This window comes from Mesorhizobium sp. WSM4822, assembly GCF_055811155.1.
In genome coordinates this window covers 297,532-315,952 of the sequence record NZ_JBVVQM010000007.1, presented here as the reverse complement: position 1 = coordinate 315,952, position 18,421 = coordinate 297,532, and the positions used below count along the sequence as shown (strand labels likewise).

General features: G+C 62.2%; 17 protein-coding genes and 1 tRNA gene. 14 read left to right on the top strand and 4 right to left on the bottom strand.

The window, feature by feature from the left end:
- The first annotated feature begins 8 nt into the window (after window positions 1-8).
- Genes AC0L3E_RS18535 through AC0L3E_RS18520 form a run of 4 tightly spaced genes read left to right on the top strand, consistent with a single transcriptional unit; the run spans window position 9 to window position 4,262 of the window.
- Window positions 9-995 carry an autoinducer 2 ABC transporter substrate-binding protein gene (locus tag AC0L3E_RS18535; RefSeq protein ID WP_027036878.1) on the top strand — a complete coding sequence of 329 codons (987 nt, stop codon included), beginning with the start codon at window positions 9-11 and terminating at the stop codon, window positions 993-995.
- A gap of 8 nt (window positions 996-1,003) precedes the next feature.
- Complete coding sequence (locus AC0L3E_RS18530) at window positions 1,004-1,990, top strand: ABC transporter permease (RefSeq protein WP_473605315.1); 987 nt, start codon at window positions 1,004-1,006, stop codon at window positions 1,988-1,990.
- Window positions 1,987-2,946 (top strand): ABC transporter permease, encoded by a 960-nt coding sequence (locus tag AC0L3E_RS18525; RefSeq protein ID WP_473605314.1) that lies wholly within the window; start codon window positions 1,987-1,989, stop codon window positions 2,944-2,946. The genes AC0L3E_RS18530 and AC0L3E_RS18525 overlap by 4 nt, the downstream gene beginning before the upstream one ends.
- Window positions 2,946-4,262 (top strand): M20 family metallopeptidase, encoded by a 1,317-nt coding sequence (locus tag AC0L3E_RS18520; RefSeq protein ID WP_473605313.1) that lies wholly within the window; start codon window positions 2,946-2,948, stop codon window positions 4,260-4,262. The genes AC0L3E_RS18525 and AC0L3E_RS18520 overlap by 1 nt, the downstream gene beginning before the upstream one ends.
- A gap of 177 nt (window positions 4,263-4,439) precedes the next feature.
- On the opposite strand, the gene AC0L3E_RS18515 is transcribed toward AC0L3E_RS18520, so the two are convergent.
- Entirely contained in the window at window positions 4,440-4,964 is a 525-nt protein-coding gene (locus tag AC0L3E_RS18515) for a hypothetical protein (protein ID WP_473605312.1), read from the bottom strand.
- A gap of 160 nt (window positions 4,965-5,124) precedes the next feature.
- Complete coding sequence (gene tig / locus AC0L3E_RS18510) at window positions 5,125-6,591, bottom strand: trigger factor (RefSeq protein WP_473605311.1); 1,467 nt, start codon at window positions 6,589-6,591, stop codon at window positions 5,125-5,127.
- Window positions 6,592-6,966: 375 nt separating this feature from the next.
- Between tig and AC0L3E_RS18505 the strand changes: the two genes are divergently transcribed.
- Window positions 6,967-7,051: transfer RNA gene (locus AC0L3E_RS18505), tRNA-Leu, on the top strand.
- A gap of 90 nt (window positions 7,052-7,141) precedes the next feature.
- Here the strand turns inward: AC0L3E_RS18505 and AC0L3E_RS18500 are convergent.
- On the bottom strand, window positions 7,142-7,720 hold the full coding sequence (locus AC0L3E_RS18500) for an NUDIX domain-containing protein (protein ID WP_473605310.1): 579 nt from the start codon (window positions 7,718-7,720) through the stop codon (window positions 7,142-7,144).
- A gap of 224 nt (window positions 7,721-7,944) precedes the next feature.
- On the opposite strand from AC0L3E_RS18500, the gene AC0L3E_RS18495 reads away from it, so the two are divergent.
- The 3 genes from AC0L3E_RS18495 (at window position 7,945) to AC0L3E_RS18485 (ending at window position 9,842) form a co-directional block, all read left to right on the top strand.
- Entirely contained in the window at window positions 7,945-9,048 is a 1,104-nt protein-coding gene (locus AC0L3E_RS18495) for an NADH:flavin oxidoreductase/NADH oxidase (RefSeq protein WP_127321241.1), read from the top strand.
- Between the two features lie 245 nt (window positions 9,049-9,293).
- Window positions 9,294-9,572, top strand: coding sequence for a DUF982 domain-containing protein (locus tag AC0L3E_RS18490; protein ID WP_013532012.1), 279 nt, complete (start codon window positions 9,294-9,296; stop codon window positions 9,570-9,572).
- 30 nt (window positions 9,573-9,602) lie between these two features.
- Window positions 9,603-9,842 (top strand): DUF2188 domain-containing protein, encoded by a 240-nt coding sequence (locus AC0L3E_RS18485; protein ID WP_013532013.1) that lies wholly within the window; start codon window positions 9,603-9,605, stop codon window positions 9,840-9,842.
- A gap of 157 nt (window positions 9,843-9,999) precedes the next feature.
- Here AC0L3E_RS18485 and AC0L3E_RS18480 read toward each other — a convergent pair whose 3' ends face one another.
- On the bottom strand, window positions 10,000-10,281 hold the full coding sequence (locus tag AC0L3E_RS18480; RefSeq protein ID WP_473605309.1) for a hypothetical protein: 282 nt from the start codon (window positions 10,279-10,281) through the stop codon (window positions 10,000-10,002).
- Window positions 10,282-10,601: 320 nt separating this feature from the next.
- Between AC0L3E_RS18480 and AC0L3E_RS18475 the strand changes: the two genes are divergently transcribed.
- From AC0L3E_RS18475 to AC0L3E_RS18450, 6 genes are all read left to right on the top strand, one after another.
- Complete coding sequence (locus AC0L3E_RS18475; protein WP_292562288.1) at window positions 10,602-11,345, top strand: competence/damage-inducible protein A; 744 nt, start codon at window positions 10,602-10,604, stop codon at window positions 11,343-11,345.
- A gap of 81 nt (window positions 11,346-11,426) precedes the next feature.
- Window positions 11,427-12,260, top strand: coding sequence for a universal stress protein (locus AC0L3E_RS18470; protein WP_127272270.1), 834 nt, complete (start codon window positions 11,427-11,429; stop codon window positions 12,258-12,260).
- 133 nt (window positions 12,261-12,393) lie between these two features.
- The gene (gpt, locus tag AC0L3E_RS18465) at window positions 12,394-12,894 is read left to right on the top strand and encodes a xanthine phosphoribosyltransferase (RefSeq protein ID WP_057145797.1); all 501 of its coding nucleotides are present in this window, start codon (window positions 12,394-12,396) and stop codon (window positions 12,892-12,894) included.
- Window positions 12,895-13,106: 212 nt separating this feature from the next.
- Window positions 13,107-13,595: an NUDIX hydrolase gene (locus AC0L3E_RS18460; protein WP_023810435.1), complete on the top strand. Its 489-nt coding sequence runs from the start codon at window positions 13,107-13,109 to the stop codon at window positions 13,593-13,595.
- A 132-nt stretch (window positions 13,596-13,727) separates the two neighbouring features.
- Window positions 13,728-14,039 (top strand): PilZ domain-containing protein, encoded by a 312-nt coding sequence (locus AC0L3E_RS18455; protein ID WP_127322526.1) that lies wholly within the window; start codon window positions 13,728-13,730, stop codon window positions 14,037-14,039.
- Between the two features lie 599 nt (window positions 14,040-14,638).
- The gene (locus tag AC0L3E_RS18450) at window positions 14,639-18,421 is read left to right on the top strand and encodes a vitamin B12-dependent ribonucleotide reductase (RefSeq protein WP_473605308.1); all 3,783 of its coding nucleotides are present in this window, start codon (window positions 14,639-14,641) and stop codon (window positions 18,419-18,421) included.

The following is an 18,421-nucleotide window of genomic DNA, read 5'->3' as shown; positions in this document are numbered from 1 at the left end:
CAAACACAATGCTTTCACAGTTCAAGAAAGTGCTCGCCGCTTCCGCACTGTCACTCGCCATTGCAACCGCGGCGCATGCCGCGGACAAACACAAGGTCGCCTTCGTCCCGCAATTGATCGGCATCCCTTACTTCAACGCCATGGAAGCCGGCGGCAATCGCGCCGCCAAGGATCTCGGCGTCGATTTCATCTACTCCGGCCCCGTCGACACCAATCCGGTCGACCAGTTGCAGATCGTCCAGAACCTGATCGATCAGGGCGTCGAGGCGATCTCGGTTAGCGTCCTCGATGCCTCCAGCATCGCACCCGTGGTCGAGAGCGCCAAGGCGAAAGGCATCAAGCTGTTCACCAGCGACAGCGACGCGCCCGACAGCGGCCGCGCCGTCTATGTGGCGCAGGCGACCGACGAAGGCCTCGGCACAACCATTGTCGACGAACTCGTCAAGCGCGTCGGCGAGGACGCAACCATCGGCATCGTCTCCGGCGAGGCAACGGCGTCCAATCTCAACGCCTGGATCGGCTTCATGCAGAAGCAAGCCACCGCCAAATATCCGAAGCTGAAGCTGCTTGCGCCGCAATTCGCCGGCGGCACCGCCGAACGCGCCGCGCAGATATCAGGCGATCTGATGGCGGCCAACCCGGACATCAAGGCGATCATCGCCGTCGCCTCCTCGACATGCCCGGGCGTTGCCCAGGCCATCGAAACCGCCGGCAAGATCGGCTCGGTCATCGGAGCCGGCTATTGCAGCCCGAACACGGCACGGTCCTACCTGAAGAGCGGCGCCTTCGGCTTCACCGTTCTCTGGGATCCCGAGCAACTCGGCTATCTCACGGTCTGGGCCGGCAAACAGCTGATCGACGGCAAGAGTTTCGAGGCGGAAAACAAGGTCGCCGGCCTGGAAAAGCCCGTCACCTATGATGCAGCCAAGGGCATTTTGCTTCTCGGGCCTCCGGCTGTCTTCACCAAGGACAATGTCGACAAGTTCAACTTCTGAGCCCGGACATGAACGTGGTGCGGCAGTTGGGAAACGGTGTCTTCTCCATGAACGGGCGGGAGTGGTCTCTGCTTGTCGCCTGTTTGCTGGCGATCGTCATTTTCTCTGTCGCATCGCCGCACTACGCGACATCAGGCAATGCAGCCACGGTCTTGCGCAACAGTGTCGAACTGCTGCTGATCGGCCTTGGCATGACCTTGCTGCTCGCCATGGGCGGCATCGATGTATCGATCGGCATCGTCATGGGTCTGGCGGCCATCACCATCGGGCGTGTGCTCGGCGCCGGCGGCAATCCGCTGCTGGCGCTCATTGCAGGCCCTTTGGTCGGTGCGCTGCTGGGATGTGTGACCGCCACCGTCGTTGTCATCGGCCGCGTTCCGGCAATCGTCGGTACGCTCGGCCTGCTCGGTGTCTACCGCACCGCCGTCTTCGTACTTCTCGGAGGGCAATGGCTTTCCGGCCTGCCCTCGAGCCTTACAGAAGTTCTTGCAACCAGCGTGCTCGGCGTCCCCGTCCCTGCCCTGGCGATCACCATTGCCTATCTGGCCGTCTGGCTGGCGCTGCGGCGAACTCCTTATGGGCTGCATCTGCTGGCGATCGGCAATTCGGAGGAAAAAGCGCGGCTTTCGGGCATCCCAGTGATCAAGGTCCGCTTCATCACCTTCGTCATCAGCGGCGTCCTGACCGGCATTGCCGCGACGTTCTATGTCGCCACCTACCGCAATGTGGAGATGACGATCGGCAGCACGCTGGCGCTCGACGCCATTGCCGCGGTCATTCTTGGCGGCACCAGCATATTGGGCGGCAGATGCAGCCTGATCGGCACCGTGCTCGGCGTGCTGCTTCTGAGAATCCTGCAGAACGGTCTACTGCTGATCGGTGTCCCTTCCCTTTGGCAGCCTGTCGTCACCGGCGTTCTCATCATCGGCGTGCTTGGCTTCGAAGCTGTTTGCAACCGATTGCCGCTCGGCAGATTTCAACGAGCTCGCGCATGAAAACGCTCCGCAACCTGCAGGGCCCTGCCCTTACCCTGGCTTTGCTCTGCGCGCTTTGGCTGATCGTGATTGTCGGCCTGCTGGCGCTCAAACCTTCTGTCTTCAATCTCGGCACCGTCACCACCATTCTTCAGTTCTCGACGATCCTTGCGCTGGTCGGCCTTGGACAAGGGCTGGTCATCATGGCCGGTGGCGCCGGCATCGACCTCTCGGTCGGCGGTGCGGTCTCGCTGTCCGCCATCGTCGCGATGCTTTGCCTCAAGCTGGGATTGCCGCCGGTCCTGCTGCCCGCCGTCTGCATCCTGGCCGGCGCGATGCTCGGTGCCTTGAACGGATGGCTGGTGAACGGGCTCGCGCTTCTCCCCTTCATCGCGACGCTCGGCACCTTCTTCGTCTATTCCGGCGCTGCACTTGCCATTACCGGCGGCGCGGCCCAAGCAGGCGTGCCCTCCTGGCTGCTTGTGTGGGGGCGCGGCGTCGTCATGGGCATTCCCCTGCCCTTTCTCACCCTTGCCATCCCCTGCTTTGCGCTAGCCGGTTTGGTGCTGCTCTCGACAGCGTGGGGGCGCTGGATCTACGCCATGGGCTTCAACGAACGCTCGGCCAGGCTGGTCGGTATTCCGGTCGATCGCGTTCGCTTGGTCCTCTACGCCTTGAGTGGCGCGCTTGCCGGCGCCGCTGGGCTCGTCTCGATCTCCTGGCTCGGCAGCGGCAGGCCCAATATCGGCCAGAACCTCGAACTCGAATCGCTGACTGCCGCCATGCTTGGAGGCATCGCCATCACCGGAGGGCGCGGTGGCGTTGGCGGCGTGTTCGCGGCCGTCCTGCTGCTGGTCACGCTGAAAACGGGCCTTCTGCAATTGAACATCAACACGGTTTGGCAGGTGGGGATTGTCGGCGCCCTTCTGGTTTTCGTCCTTCTCGCCGACCGACTTTCCCAACGTTGGAGATCATGATGCCGTCCATGGAAGAGATCATTGCCGCGCGCGTCGAGGCAAGCGCTGACCGTATCGTCCAAACGCTGAGCGATCTCGTCGCCTTCCCCTCGATCGTGAAATCCGATCCAAAGGAGGCCGGCCCCGGCGAGCGTGATTGCCAGCTCTATCTGCAAAAGCGGATCGAGGCGCTCGGCTTCTCGACCGATGTATGGGACCCGGATGGCCCTGCACTCTACGAAAAATACAAGGGGCGCGCCGGCGCCAACAAAGGCAGGACGTTCGAAGGCCGGCCCAATCTCGGCGGCGTCTTGAAGGGCACGGGCGGCGGTCGCTCCATCATGCTGACCGGCCATATCGATGTCGTCCCGCCCGGCGCCGCAGGGCACTGGACGACCGACCCGTTCCAGCCCGTCCTCAAGGACGGGTTTCTACACGGCCGTGGTACCGTCGACATGAAAGGCGGCGTCGCCTGCATGCTGATGGCCGTCGAGATCCTGAAGGGACTCGATATTCCCCTGTCCGGAGACGTCGTCTTCACCACCGTCGTCGACGAGGAAATCGGCGGCATGGGGTCGCTGGCCATGGTCGATCGCGGCTTTCACGCCGACGCCGGCATCATGACCGAACCGACGGCGAACAAGATCGCACCGCTCTGTCACGGCATTCTGTGGGGGAAGATCATCATTGACGGCATAGGCGGGCATGCGGAGCTGACGCCCAATGCCTGGTATTCGAGCGGCCCGGTCGATGCCGTCCAGCTTTGCCGGCAAATCCTCGACGGCATCGACATCCTCAACCGGCGCTGGATGTTCGATCCCAGAAAGAACCATCCGTTGATGGACCTGCCCAACCAGATCATCGTCACCCAGATGAGCGCCGGCGAACATCCGTCCTCCATGGCAGGGCGCGGCGAGATCATCATCGACGCTCAATATCTGCCGAGCGAGCACGACGAGTTCAAACTGGGTGGCAACGTCAAACGCGAAATCGAAGAGCACATAGCCAATGTCTGCCAGGCAGACCCATACCTGCGAAAGCACCCCGCCCGCGTCGAGTGGATCCTCGACGCCGATTGCGCCGAAATCCCCTCGGACAATCCCTTTGTCGGCGTCTTCCAGGAGGCCGTCAAAGAAGCCAATCTCTCGCCGGTCCTGACTGGTTTTGGCGCGCACAGCGACATCGGCCTGCCGACCGGCCTCGGCAACACGCCGACCGTCAATTTCGGTCCCGGCGACCCCGCGCAGGCGCATCAGCCGAACGAACGCGTTTCGGTGCGCGATCTCGTCGATTGCACCAAGGCAATTGCAATTGCCGTCGAAAAATGGTGCCGCTAGCGGGCACCGCCAACATGAATGGATCGGTTAGCAATGCCACGACAGGCGGCGGCATCGTGGCCGAACTTGCGCTACTGCCTGGTGATGTCGTCGCGTTCTGACAGCCGGAGGTCCTGAGCAAGAGATTTTGAGGTCCTGAGCAAGCCATTCCTGTCGCCGCCCTGGCTCACGATCCGTTCACGGCGGATCGGTGTTGCAGCTGCCGGCTACCTGATTGACCGCTTCGCCGAACCCGGCGAGGTCGAAATCGGCCTCGCCGCGCCCCGCCAGCAGCCCGAACCGCCACGAAAGCTGGAGCCGGTTCGCGGCGACAAGGCGCCTGATGCCATCGGCGCCATCGCGCACCAGCATCCGGCCGCGCGGCCCGACCGCCCAGCTTTCATCGAACTTGCTCTCCTGATCGACCGTGATCGACATGGTGATCTTGCGGCTGGCCGAAACAGCGTCGTTCAATTGCAGCCATTCAGTCCAATGCGGCTCGCCGTTTGCCCGGCAGGCAATCGTCAGGATCGGGCTGTAGCTCAAGGCACCGCCGCCGGTGATCAGCTTGTTGGTGGCATAGAGCGAGGCCGTGACGAGGCCGTCTTCACTCGTGCCGAAGCGCCAGTTGTCAGACACCGTGCCGGCCTGGGCAATGCCGCAGGCCGAGACAAGGACCAGCGCGATTGCCGAAGCGTGTCCCAATTCGACGAACAGTCTCAACACGCCCTCCAACAACCAAGCGGCTTGCAATAGAAGCGCAGATAATGATCAAAGCTTGGTCGCCACAGGCCGCCGCTCGCGAAGCATGGCGGCTGTTGCAGTTTGGCAACGAAAAAGGCCGCCTCGAGGGCGGCCTTCCTGTTTCAGCGGAGCGCTGGTGTTATTCGGCGGCCTTCTTCTTCGGCGCGGCCTTCTTCTTGGGCTCTTCCGCGTCGTCGGCCTTCTTGGCGTCAGCCTTCTTGGCGGCGGCTTTCTTCGCCGGCTTCGCCTTGACGGAGGTCTCGTCCTCTTCGTCGTCGGCCATCAGCTCTTCCTTGCTGACCTTGACGTCGGTGACCGAAATCTGACCGAGCAGATGGTCGACCACCTTCTCCTCGAACATCGGCGCCCGCAGCGTGTTCAACGCTTCCGGGTTGTTGCGGTAGAACTCGAAGACTTCCTGCTGCTGGTTGCCCGGATAGCGGCGCACCTGCTCGAACAGGCCGCGCTGCAGCTCTTCGTCCGATACGGTCACGCCGGCCTTCTCGCCGATTTCAGCCAGCACAAGGCCGAGGCGCACGCGGCGCTCGGCAAGCCGCAGATACTCGGCACGCGCCTCTTCTTCCGTCGTCTCTTCGTCGGCGAAGGTGCGTCCGGCTGCTTCCAGGTCACGATTGACCTGCGCCCAGATGTTGTTGAACTCGGCGTCGACGAGCTTCGACGGCGCCTCGAACGAATAAGCCGCGTCGAGCTGGTCGAGCAGCTGGCGCTTGACCTTCTGGCGCGTCATGGCGCCGAACTGGTTCTCGATCTGGCCGCGTACGACGTCGCGCAAGCGCTCCAGCGACTCCAGGCCGAGGTTCTTGGCGGTCTCGTCGTTGATTTCCAGCGCGCCGGGCTGGGACACTTCCTTGATGGTGACGTCGAAGGTCGCTTCCTTGCCGGCAAGATGCGCGGCCTGGTAGTTCTCCGGGAAAGTCACGGTGACCTGCTTTTCGTCACCGGCCTTGGCGCCGACCAGCTGATCCTCGAAGCCGGGGATGAATTCCTTCGAACCCAACACCAGCGGCTGATCGGTGCCCGCGCCGCCATTGAAGGCTTCGCCGTCGATCTTGCCGACATAGTCGATGGTGACGCGGTCGCCATTGGCGGCCTTGCCGGTCTTCGGCTCGTAGCTGCGCGCCGATTCGGCAACACGCTGGACCTGCTCGTCGATCTCGGCATCAGGCACGTCGAACACCTGGCGTGTCACCTTGATGTCGGAAAAGTCCTTGATCTCGATCGCCGGGATGATCTCGTAGTTGAGGCGGAATTCGAAGTCGGCGCCGCCGGCCAGGATCTTCTCGGCTTCCTTCTCGTCCTCGGTCATGATGACTTCGGGCTGCATGGCAGCCTTTTCACCACGCCCGGTAATGATCGAACGGGTCGAATCGTTGAGGATTTCGTTGACCACTTCGGCCATGAACGACTTGCCGTAAACCTTGCGCAGGTGTTGCACCGGCACCTTGCCCGGGCGGAAGCCGTTGATGCGGACCTTGTTGCGGGCATCCGAAAGCCGCGCCATCAGCTTGGCTTCCATGTCACCGGCCGGCACGGTGATCTTGATCTCTCGCTTGAGACCGGAGTTGAGCGTTTCGGTGACCTGCATCGTAAAACCTTTGTTTTCACCAATGAGACTGCCACGGCCTCTGCCGTTCACAGCCTGCCGGTATATTCTTGCCGGGAATGGCTTTTGGTACGGAACCTGGCGATTTGACCGAAAACCCGGCTCAAACTCTCCCAAACTGCGTTCCAAAATGTGAATAAGTTCTTGTTTTTCCTACTTCTTATCACATTCTGCAGAAGCGGATCGTCGCGTCCCGTCACATTTGACACGCCTTTTGTCACAGGCGAGGCCAATTTTCAACAGTCTTCGCATCCCGGCGAATAACCAGCATTTGGACCTGACCACATCTTGTCCCTGACCTCTACATCTTGTCTCCGACATTGACAGAATGATGGCCACATGGGATTGCCGGTCCATGCGGATGTGGCGGAACTGGTAGACGCCCTGGATTTAGGTTCCAGTGCCGAAAGGCGTGGGGGTTCGAGTCCCTTCATCCGCACCACCCTTCGCTCTTCGAGCTTCGGGTGGCGGGCCACCCGAATAGATGAAGGAGTGTCCTCTCGAAGCCTTGGCTAAGGAGGATCGGCGCCGTTCAGGCGGCGATCGGGTTGAGCTTCAGATGCTGGATCAGGATAATGGTCTTGGCGTCGATGATGCGGCCGTCGGCGATGCCGGCCAGTGCCTCGTCGAGCGGCATTTCCAGAACCTCGATGTCCTCGCCCTCTTCTTGCGCGCCGCCGCCGGCCGAGATGCGGTCGGCGGGTGAATAACGGGCGATGAAGAACCAGAGACGTTCGGTGACGCTGCCGGGGCTCATATAGGGCGAAAACAGCCGCTCGACGTTCTGCAGCCGGTAGCCGAGTTCTTCCTCCGCCTCCTTGCGGATGCAGGTTTCGGGATCGTTTTCGTCCAACAGGCCGGCACAGGCCTCGATCAGCGGCTCGCGGTGGCCGGTGACGTAGGCGGGATAGCGGAACTGGCGCACCAGAAGCACGGTCGAGCGCGAAGGATCGTAAGGCAGGATCACCGCGCCGTCACCGCGATCATAGGTCTGGCGAATTTGCGTCTCCCACTGCCCGTCGCGCCGGCGGTAGTCGAAGACGGTCTTCTTCAGGACGGCCCAGTCGTCGGAGAGGATTTCCTCCGAACGGACGCGAATACGATCTTCCATCGTGGTCTCCATGCAAAAGCGCGTCGCGCTTTATGCTCCTGTTTTATGCATGTCGCTCTCCCAAACCGGGCCACTTTTGGGCGCCATGCATTGCCGAGGCGTATCCGCGAACCGGCATTTCGGCAATCCCGTCAGTGATTGGTCCAGAACCCCTTTCACCGCCTCGTGTCTGGCGCAGGCGCCATCGGTCGCCTAAATAGCTGCGAACCCTCCCGGAGTTTCTCATGACAGCGTCGCTTTTCCAGTCGATCACCCTCGACGGCCTCACCTTCCCCAACCGCATCGCCGTCGCGCCGATGTGCCAGTATTCCGCCGACGACGGCTCGGCCAGTGACTGGCATCTCCATCACTGGATGAACCTCGCAATGTCCGGCGCCGGCATGGTCACAGTCGAGATGACCGATGTCGAGCGGCGCGGGCGTATCACCCATGGCTGCCTCGGCCTTTATTCCGAAGACAATGAGGCCGCCGCCCGCCGCGCACTGGACGCCGCACGACGCGTCGCCGCACCCGGCACGAAATTCGGCTCCCAACTCGCCCATGCCGGCCGCAAGGCTTCGAACCGCAAGCCGTGGGAAGGCGGCGGGCCACTGCAGCCAAATGAGGATCCCTGGCAGACCGTCTCCGCCTCGGCCATCCCCTACGACACCGGTTGGAACGTGCCGCACGCACTGGAGGACGAGGAGATCCTGCAACTGATCGAGCGCTTCGCCGAAGCCGCAAGACGGGCCGAACGCGCCGGCTTCGATTTCATCGAACTGCATGCCGCGCATGGCTATCTGATCTTCCAGTTCCTGTCGCCCTTGTCCAACCAGCGCACGGACCGCTGGGGCGGCTCGCTGGAAAACCGCATGCGTCTTGTCGTCGAGATCGCCAAGGCGGTGCGCAAGGCTACGCCAAAGCTGATGCTCGGCGCGCGGCTGTCGGTGATGGATTGGGTCGATGGCGGCTTCGACGTGGCGGACGCGATCGAAGTGGCCAAAGCGCTCAAGGACGAGGGCGTTGCCTATCTCTGCTGCTCGAGCGGCGGCAATTCGCCGTTGCAGAAATTGCCCACCGGCCCCGGCTATCAGGTGCATCTGGCGGAAGCGGTGCGCAAGGGTGCTGATATTCCGACCCGTGCCGTCGGCCTGATCGACGACCCCAAGCAGGCCGAAGCGATCCTCACCGAGGGCCGCGCCGACATGGTGGCGCTGGCGCGGGCCTTCCTGGCCGATCCGCGCTGGGGATGGCGTGCGGCGGCCACATTCAGCGAAACGATCCACCCGGCGCCGCAGCTTGCCCGTTCGGTGACCACGATGCAGCATTGGATGAAGGCGACGGGTTGAACGGTCGGCGCTCCCGACGCGCGCCCCCCCTGCCTCCAGACAGCTTAACGGTGCTTCGCTGCTATTCCGTCCGCAAGCTGTTGGCGTGGAGTGGGCGTGGCTGGGCTTGGGAGGAACCTGTTCAGGGCATTCTTGCCGGTTGCGGCGCAGACCGCAGGTGTAGAGCCTTCAAACAGCCTCTGAGACGTTTGGGCGCAGGCTGACGGCCATGGTTGCAACCAAATTGGCTGCTTTGCGTTGCGGCCATGATGGACAACAAACCTTTTGAAGTGCCGGTCGTCGTCGAACTTGGCCACGTCGGCAAATATCGCCACATCCGCAGCGCCCAGGAAGCCGCGGAGTGCCTGATGACGGTGTGGCCGCTCAATCGCGGCCCGCGCCATCGTGATGCCCTCGACACTTGCCTCAAAGTGCTGGAAGGTTATCGTTCGACAGCAGATGCGCGCCGGGCGCTGATTGAAGCCGCCAAGGAATCGGAAGTGCTGGTGCCCGACGACAGACTGCCCGACGACCGGCTGCATTGAGCAGACGGACCTTTCAACCGGAGGTTTTCCATGGCGAAGCTGACTTACAAAATCGTCGAACATGACGGCGGCTGGGCCTACAAGGTCGGAGCGACCTTTTCCGAGACGTTCCCCACGCATCAGGACGCATTGCGTGCGGCCGAAATCGCCTCGGCCGAGCAACAGGTCGCCGGAGCGACCGACGGCATCCAGTATGAGGACGCCGAAGGCAAATGGCACGAGGAACTGGCCGACGGCCGCGACCGGCCGCAGACGGAAGTGTCAGATTAATTCGGTATCGCGGTTGATGTTGAGCGGTCCGGCAGGCGCCGACCGCAGCGCCGTCCGGAGAGAGGACGCGCCAGCGGCCAGCGATTGGCCTCGCGGACTACCCCTTGAACATGGCTTTCCAGAAAATCGGTATCCGCTTTTCGGAAATCGCGTTCGGCTATTTGCCGCAATACTGATCGTTGACGTTTTGCCCTGCGTTAGCGTCCGGGCCTGGCGTGTTGTGGGCACATGGGCCTATCGCGCCGGTATTGCCTTGGGTGTTCAACCCGGAGCCGTCACTGATGCTTCCCGTGGTATAGGGATCGACAGTTGTCTGATCGTTGTTGCCGAACAGCCACCAGTCGCGATCGTTGGAATACCTGTCGTCCAGTGACTGCGCCATCGCCGATGTTGCGAGACCGATCGTCAGAACAGATGCTGCGAGAATTTTTGTAACCATTGAATCACTCCGTATCTTAGCCGCCTTGGTGCGACACTCATAAAACCCGGTAGTCAGCCGAATGGTTCCTTGAAATTGTCGTGAGGCTCAGGTGAGGCCCTGACCAGCAAAGCCCGGCCGGCGATGCGCTCGATGAACGCGGCGGTTCGCTCCGGGACGACGAATTGCTGCATGTGCCCTATTCCCTCGAACGGTTCGAACCTAGATCCTTGACGTCATCGGCCGCCTTGGCGGCGCGAAGATGACATTGCGGCTACCGTCGCGCCGCGCTATCTCAGACCACTCGCCTTCCCAGGCCATACGCCTTGCCGGAGCCTTCCATGCCTGAAATCGTGACCGCCGCCATGCTCGTCATTGGCGATGAGATTCTGTCCGGCCGAACCAAGGACAAGAACATCGGCCATCTCGCCGACATCATGACGGCAATCGGCATCGACCTGAAGGAAGTGCGTGTCGTCCCTGACGAGGAAGACGAGATCATCGCCGCGGTGAATGCCGTGCGCAGCCGTTACACCTATGTGTTCACCACCGGCGGCATCGGTCCGACGCATGACGACATCACGGCCGATTCCATATCCAAGGCTTTTGGCGTGCCTTGCGAATACGATGCCCGGGCCTATGCGATGCTGGAAGCAAGCTATGCCGCGCGTGGCATCGAATATACGCAGGCCCGCAAGCGCATGGCGCGGATGCCGCGCGGCGCCGATCTCATCGACAATCCGGTGTCGGTCGCACCTGGCTTCCGCATCGGCAACGTCCACGTCATGGCCGGCGTGCCATCGATTTTCCAGGCCATGCTCGACAATGTCGTGCCGACGCTGAAGGCCGGCACGAAGATGCTTTCGGCGACCGTGCCCTGCCCGTTCGGCGAAGGCCTCATCGGCGGGCCGTTGGGTGATATCCAGAAAGCGCATCCCGATACGATCATCGGCTCCTACCCGAAATATGGCGACGGCAAGTTCTGGACCGAGCTGGTCGTGCGTGCCCGCAACCAGGAGGCGCTGGACGCCGCCCGCGCCGACGTCGAGGCGATGGTCGCCGGCTTCGCCAGCAATCCCGGCTGATCTGGTCCAGACCGGAACAAAGCACGACGCTGCAACGTTTCCCCGGCACGAGTTCACCAGCTCGTAAATCGAGGGATTGTCATGCGATTCAAAACCATCGTCGCCATTCTGCAGAACGAGCAGGACGCCGAGCGCGTGCTCGACTGCGCCATTCCGCTCGCCACCCGGTTCCAGAGCCATCTGGTCGGCATCCATGCCGAAACACTTCCCGTGCCGTACACCTCGGCCACAGGCTTTCCCGACACCGAATTCCTGCAGGTTTCGGCAGATATGAACCGGGAACGGGCCGAGAAATTAAAGGCGCTGTTTCTCAGACATATCGAGGATTCCGGTCTTTCCTTCGAGTGGCGAAGCCTGGAGAGCTTTTCGGGTGACAGCGCGCTGACCGGGATTTCGAGCGTGCGGGCCGCCGACCTGATCATAGCGGCGCAGCGCGAAACGGGCGGCGATTCCAGCGCGGACGTGGACACGCTGGTCTACGATGCCGGCCGGCCGGTGCTGGTGGTGCCGCACGAGGGTCCGCTGATCACCACCTTCAAACGCGTCTTGCTCGCCTGGAACGGCAGCAAGGAAGCGGCGCGGGCCGCCTTCGACGCGCTGCCCTTCATCATCGAAGCCGAGAAGACTGACATATTGGTTATCGACCCTCCTGAAACGCTCGACGACAGCCCGGAGGCCGCCGGCGCCGAAATCGCGTCGGCGCTGTCGCGCCACGGCGCCACCGTCAGCGTCTCGGTGCAGCAGTCGGGCGGCAATTCGGTCGATGACATCATCCAGACCAGAATCGCGGAAACCGGCGCCGATCTGCTGGTGCTCGGCGCCTACAGCCACTCATGGCTGCGTCAGCTTCTGTTCGGCGGCGTGACGCGCAGCGTGCTGCGCACCGCGCCGGTGGCGGCGTTCCTGTCGCGGTAGGTCCACAGCGATCGCTGGGCCTTGCCTTTGCCAAGGCCCCTTGCTCTTGCCAAGATGGGGGCTTTCCAGCTAATTCCGCGCGCATTCCCCTGTTTTCCTGCGCGCGATCCCCGCGTGCTGTGGAGTGCGCGACATGTCCCTTCCCGAAAAAGCCTTTCCGGTCTCCTGGGACCAATTCCATCGCGACGCCCGGGCGCTCGCCTGGCGGCTTGCCGGCGCCAACAAGGGACAATGGAAAGCGATCGTCTGCATCACGCGAGGCGGGCTGGTCCCCGCGGCGATCATCTCGCGTGAACTCGGCATCCGCGTCATCGAGACGGTCTGCGTCGCCTCCTATCACGACTATACCAGCCAGGGGCAGCTGCAGGTCCTCAAGGAGATCACCCCTGCCCTGCTCGCCGAAGACGGCGCCGGCGTGCTGATCATCGACGACCTGACCGACACCGGCAAGACGGCGGGCATCGTGCGCGCGATGATGCCCAAGGCGCATTTCGCCACCGTCTATGCCAAGCCGAAAGGCCGGCCGCTGGTCGATACTTTCGTCACCGAAGTCAGCCAGGACACCTGGATCTATTTCCCGTGGGACATGGGCTTCACCTACCAGAAGCCGATCGCCGACGACCACGCCGGCTGATTCGCAACTACCTGCCTGTTACAGACCAGCAGCTTGCACCCGGGCATGATTGCTTTCGCAAACAGGTCCGGCAGGGCCGGATATTTTGCGAAATCGACATCTATTGGCGGAAATCGGCCAGGCGAATGAAATTTTTTACTTTTATTGCCGACAATTAGCCGTAAGATTCGTGAGACGGCAAACGATTCCGGAGGCTGGGGCTAGCTTCTTCGATGTTGACGAGGCCAACGACACACAATCATCTGGCCGAAAGGGTCCGACGGCTCTTCGGCACGGCGCCGTGCCGCCTGCAGGTTGCCGCCCTGCCCTGGCGCGACACGGGCGACGGCGTCGAAATCATGCTGATCACCAGCCGCGATACCGGCCGCTGGGTATTGCCCAAGGGCTGGCCAGAGGCCAGGGAGCCGCTCTGCGAGGCCGCGGCGCGCGAAGCCGGCGAGGAGGCCGGGCTGCGCGGCCGTGTCTCTCATCTTGAAGCCGGCCGTTACTTCTACGCCAAGGTCCTGGCTTCCGGCGAAGAAGTGCCGTGCGAGGTCTTGGTGTTTCCACTGCATGTCGACAAAGTCGCGGACCGCTGGAAGGAAAAACACTCACGCACCCGCAAATGGGTCCGTGCGAGCGAAGCGGTGCGCATGGTCAACGAACCCGACCTTTGCCAGATCATCGCCTATTTCTGCGCCGACCCGCACAGCTTCTCCTGACGGGCGGCCACACCGCTCTCTTTGCAAAACGGAACTGGCTTGCTAAGGTTAGACACGCGTTGCCGCGCTTCGACATGAATGCTTTGCTAAGGAATCAAGGGTAGGATTCGGCAGCTCTGGTATTTTTGATCGATGGCGAATCCCGCAAATCCAATTCCAAACGAGTCCGACGACCCCCAGCGCGAGCATCGTCCGCGCGTGCTCAAGGGTGGGTCGATCATCACCGGAATTTCGAATTCGGAAGTCGGTTGCACGCTGCGCAACCAGCACGACGGCGGCGCCGAACTGAAGATACCGCTCGAAGCCCGGGTCCCAGATCGGTTCCTTCTCTATGTGCCGCTCGACGGCATTGCCTATCGGTGCGAGGTCCGCTGGCGTCGCAACGACCGTATCGGGGTGCAGTTCACCGGCACCGAGCCAAAGCCCCGGCTGCATTACGGCTGACGCCCGGGCAAGCTTGCGCGCGGAAAATCGTGATCCGCGCCTGCATTCTATCCCCGTTATCCACATATGTGACACACAAGATGTTGGGGTCACAAAAGCTACGCAAACGAATCCTTGACGGCGCAAAACGAGTCGCCTTTTATAGGCCATGTGCTCCTGTTGAGAGTGCGACCGGAAAGTTCTGAGCCCGGTCTTTTTTCCCGGATTATGTGCGTTTTTGCTCGCATTTCCGCCCGTTTACGAGGCCGGCGGAAGCGTTGGGATTGTGGGGCGGTTGGGGACGATAGGGACAATTGTCGGGCTTGAATAAATTGTCTGTTAATACTATATTTAGTGTTTGCAGGTAGGTTCGACGCTAGATAGTGTGAATTTCCCTCGATCGAGGGAATCGGAAAAATCAGTTTTGAGGGACCCGCGGGTTCGTCGGCGCGTTGGACAGATACTTCGCAAGGAGTTTGACCAGCAGGGCCGGCGGAGACCGCGAAAATGGAGAGCCGGCCGTTTTCGAACGCCCGGCAGACGGCGGACATGCGCGTTTCGCATCGGGGGCAGAAATCCCTGGAGGAAAGCGCTATATATAGACAAAAGGGACCGGACCAATGCGCATCGAGCGTCGTTTCACCAAGCCAGGACAATCTGCCTATGCGGAGATCGAATTCCGCAAGGCGCTTTCGGAGATTAAGAATCCGGATGGTTCGGTGGTGTTCCGCTTGGACAATATCGACGTGCCGGCGCAGTTCTCCCAGGTCGCAGCCGATATCCTGGCGCAGAAATATTTCCGCAAGGCCGGTGTGCCGGCGCGCCTGAAGAAGATCGAAGAGAACGACGTCCCCTCCTTCCTGTGGCGCTCCGTCGCCGATGAGACGGAACTTGCCAAGCTGCCGGAAGCCGAGCGCTACGGTTCCGAGATCGACGCCCGCCAGGTCTTCGACCGGCTTGCCGGCACCTGGACTTACTGGGGCTGGAAGGGCGGCTACTTCAAGGGGTCGGAGGAAGACGCGCGCGCTTTCCGCGACGAGCTTGCCTACATGCTCGCCACCCAGCGCGTCGCGCCGAACTCGCCGCAATGGTTCAACACCGGCCTGCACTGGGCCTATGGCATCGACGGCCCGAGCCAGGGCCACTTCTATGTCGACCCGTTCACCGGCAAGCTGACCAAGTCGAAATCCTCCTACGAGCATCCGCAGCCGCATGCCTGCTTCATCCAGGGCGTACAGGACGACCTCGTCAACGAGGGCGGCATCATGGATCTGTGGGTGCGTGAAGCACGCCTGTTCAAATACGGCTCCGGCACCGGCTCCAACTTCTCGCTGCTGCGTGGCGAAGGCGAAAAACTGTCCGGCGGCGGCCGCTCGTCGGGCCTGATGAGCTTCCTCAAGATCGGCGACCGCGCGGCGGGCGCCATCAAGTCGGGCGGCACAACGCGGCGTGCCGCGAAAATGGTCATCGTCGACGCCGACCACCCCGATATCGAGGAATTCATCGACTGGAAGGTCAATGAAGAGCAGAAGGTCGCCTCGTTGGTGACCGGCTCGAAGATCGTCAAGAAGCATCTCGAAGCGATCATGAAGGCCTGCGTCAACTGCGAAGGCAATGGCGATGACTGCTTCGACCCGTCGATCAACTCCGCGCTGAAGCGCGAGATCAAGGCGGCCAAGAAGTCCGCCGTGCCGGAGAACTATATCTACCGCGTCATCCAGTTCGCCAAGCAGGGCTATAGCTCGATGTCGTTCAAGACCTACGACACAGACTGGGATTCGGATGCCTACCTCACGGTTTCGGGCCAGAACTCCAACAATTCGGTGTCGCTGAAGGACAATTTCCTGCGCGCCGTCGAGGACGATGCCGACTGGCACCTGACCGCCCGCAAGGACGGCAAGGTGCTGAAGACGCTGAAGGCTCGCGACCTCTGGGAAAAGATCGGTTACGCCGCCTGGGCGTCGGCCGATCCGGGCCTGCATTTCAACACGACGATGAACGACTGGCACACCTGCGCATCGGCCGGTGCGATCCGGGCGTCCAACCCGTGCTCGGAATACATGTTCCTCGACGACACGGCCTGCAACCTCGCCTCGATCAATCTGCTGCCTTACCGCAACGCCGACGGCACGATCGACATCGCAGCCTACGAGCACACGGTGCGGCTGTGGACCATCGTTCTCGAAATCTCGGTGATGATGGCGCAGTTCCCGTCGAAGGAGATCGCCAAGCAGTCCTACGAATACCGCACGCTCGGCCTCGGCTATGCCAATATCGGTGGCCTGCTGATGACGTCGGGCATTCCCTACGATTCCGATGAAGGCCGCGCCATCTGCGCCGCACTCACCGCAATCATGACCGGCATGGCCTATGCCACCTCGGCCGAGATGGCCGGCGAACTCGGCGCCTTCGCCGACTACGACCGCAATGCGCAGAACATGCTGCGCGTCATGCGCAACCATCGCCGTGCCGCCTATGGCGAGAAGCAGGGCTACGAGAAGCTCGCCGTCAACCCGGTGCCGCTGGTCGCTTCCGACCTCAAGCAGCAGGACCTCGCGACCCACGCCAAGGCTGCATGGGACCGCGCCATCGAGCTCGGCGAGGAGCATGGCTACCGCAATGCACAGGCGACCGTCATCGCGCCGACCGGCACGATCGGCCTGGTCATGGATTGCGACACCACCGGCATCGAGCCCGACTTCGCGCTGGTGAAGTTCAAGAAGCTCGCCGGCGGCGGCTATTTCAAGATCATCAACCGCGCCGTGCCGGAAGCGCTGCGCACGCTTGGCTACTCCGAAGCCCAGATCGCCGAGATGGAGGCCTATGCGGTCGGCCACGGCAACCTCAACCAGGCGCCGGCCATCAACCCCGGCGCGCTCAAGGCCAAGGGCTTCACCGACGACAAGATCGCCGCGCTCAATGCGGCGCTAAAGTCGGCCTTCGACATCAAGTTCGTCTTCAACCAGTGGACGCTTGGCGCCGACTGGGTGAAGGAGACGTTCGGCTTCACCGACGAGCAGCTCAACGACTTCTCGTTCGAGATCCTGCCGGCGCTCGGCTTCTCCCGGAAGGATATCGAGGCCGCCAACATCCATGTCTGCGGTGCGATGACGCTGGAAGGCGCGCCGTTCCTCAAGGCCGAACACCTGGCGGTGTTCGACTGCGCCAGCCCGTGCGGCAAGATCGGCAAGCGTTCGCTTTCGATCAACAGCCACATCCAGATGATGGCGGCTGCACAGCCCTTCATTTCCGGCGCCATCTCCAAGACCATCAACATGCCCAACGATGCGACGGTGGAAGACGCCAAGGGCGCCTACATGCTGTCGTGGAAGCTGGCGCTGAAGGCCAACGCGCTCTACCGCGACGGCTCGAAGCTGTCGCAGCCGCTCAACTCCTCGCTGCTCGCCGATGGCGAGGACGACGAGGACGAAGCCGTCGAGCAACTGCTCGCCGCACCTGCGGCAGCACGTGCCGCACAGATCACCGAGCGGATCGTCGAGCGCATCATCGAGCGCGTGTCGCGCGAGCAGGAAAAGCTGCCCGGCCGCCGCAAGGGTTACACGCAGAAGGCCAAGATCGGTGGCAACACCATCTTCCTGCGCACCGGCGAATATGACGATGGCCGTCTCGGCGAGATCTTCATCGACATGAACAAGGAAGGCGCGACCTTGCGTGGCCTTCTCAACAACTTCGCCATCGCAATCTCGCTGGGCCTGCAATATGGCGTGCCACTCGACGAATATGTGCACGCCTTCACCTTCACCAAGTTCGAGCCGGCCGGCATGGTGCAGGGCAACGATGCCATCAAGAGCGCAACATCAATCCTCGACTACGTGTTCCGCGAGCTGGCGATCTCCTATCTCGGCCGCAACGACCTCGCCCATGTCGACCAGTCGGACTTTTCCAACACCGCACTTGGCCGTGGCATCAGCGAAGGCAAGACCGACGCGGTTTCCAAGGGCCTGACCCGTGGCGCCTCGCCGGTGAAGCTGGTGTCGCGCGTCAGCGGCAACGATCCGAAAGGCTTTGCGGCCCCCTCGGGCGCCCCTGCCCGCTCGGCACCGACCGCCTTCTCCGGCTCCAACGTGCTGGCGCTGAAGCCGGCCAGCGACGAAGCGGTCGCCTACAAACGCGACTATGAGGAGCGCGCAAAGGAACTGGCCGAAGACATCGCCTTCGAGGAAGCGGTGGGTGCTGCTTCCGATACCACGGCTGCGCTGTTCACCGACGCCGCGGCCATCGAGGCGGCGGAAGCCAAGAAACTCGCCAACGACCGCCGCGCAAGGTCCCTGCTCCAGGGCTACACAGGCAATTCCTGCTCCGAGTGCCAGAACTTTACGATGGTGCGGAACGGGACGTGTGAGAAGTGCGATACGTGCGGCTCGACGAGCGGGTGTAGCTGA

What these genes read in the sequence shown, in the direction of transcription:
- AC0L3E_RS18535 (WP_027036878.1), top strand. Translation starts at nt 9, where the DNA reads ATGCTTTCACAGTTCAAGAAAGTGCTCGCCGCTTCCGCACTGTCACTC.
- AC0L3E_RS18530 (WP_473605315.1), top strand. Translation starts at nt 1,004, where the DNA reads ATGAACGTGGTGCGGCAGTTGGGAAACGGTGTCTTCTCCATGAACGGG.
- AC0L3E_RS18525 (WP_473605314.1), top strand. Translation starts at nt 1,987, where the DNA reads ATGAAAACGCTCCGCAACCTGCAGGGCCCTGCCCTTACCCTGGCTTTG.
- AC0L3E_RS18520 (WP_473605313.1), top strand. Translation starts at nt 2,946, where the DNA reads ATGCCGTCCATGGAAGAGATCATTGCCGCGCGCGTCGAGGCAAGCGCT.
- tig (WP_473605311.1), bottom strand. Translation starts at nt 6,591, where the DNA reads ATGCAGGTCACCGAAACGCTCAACTCCGGTCTCAAGCGAGAGATCAAG.
- AC0L3E_RS18500 (WP_473605310.1), bottom strand. Translation starts at nt 7,720, where the DNA reads ATGGAAGATCGTATTCGCGTCCGTTCGGAGGAAATCCTCTCCGACGAC.
- AC0L3E_RS18495 (WP_127321241.1), top strand. Translation starts at nt 7,945, where the DNA reads ATGACAGCGTCGCTTTTCCAGTCGATCACCCTCGACGGCCTCACCTTC.
- AC0L3E_RS18490 (WP_013532012.1), top strand. Translation starts at nt 9,294, where the DNA reads ATGATGGACAACAAACCTTTTGAAGTGCCGGTCGTCGTCGAACTTGGC.
- AC0L3E_RS18485 (WP_013532013.1), top strand. Translation starts at nt 9,603, where the DNA reads ATGGCGAAGCTGACTTACAAAATCGTCGAACATGACGGCGGCTGGGCC.
- AC0L3E_RS18480 (WP_473605309.1), bottom strand. Translation starts at nt 10,281, where the DNA reads ATGGTTACAAAAATTCTCGCAGCATCTGTTCTGACGATCGGTCTCGCA.
- AC0L3E_RS18475 (WP_292562288.1), top strand. Translation starts at nt 10,602, where the DNA reads ATGCCTGAAATCGTGACCGCCGCCATGCTCGTCATTGGCGATGAGATT.
- AC0L3E_RS18470 (WP_127272270.1), top strand. Translation starts at nt 11,427, where the DNA reads ATGCGATTCAAAACCATCGTCGCCATTCTGCAGAACGAGCAGGACGCC.
- gpt (WP_057145797.1), top strand. Translation starts at nt 12,394, where the DNA reads ATGTCCCTTCCCGAAAAAGCCTTTCCGGTCTCCTGGGACCAATTCCAT.
- AC0L3E_RS18460 (WP_023810435.1), top strand. Translation starts at nt 13,107, where the DNA reads ATGTTGACGAGGCCAACGACACACAATCATCTGGCCGAAAGGGTCCGA.
- AC0L3E_RS18455 (WP_127322526.1), top strand. Translation starts at nt 13,728, where the DNA reads ATGGCGAATCCCGCAAATCCAATTCCAAACGAGTCCGACGACCCCCAG.
- AC0L3E_RS18450 (WP_473605308.1), top strand. Translation starts at nt 14,639, where the DNA reads ATGCGCATCGAGCGTCGTTTCACCAAGCCAGGACAATCTGCCTATGCG.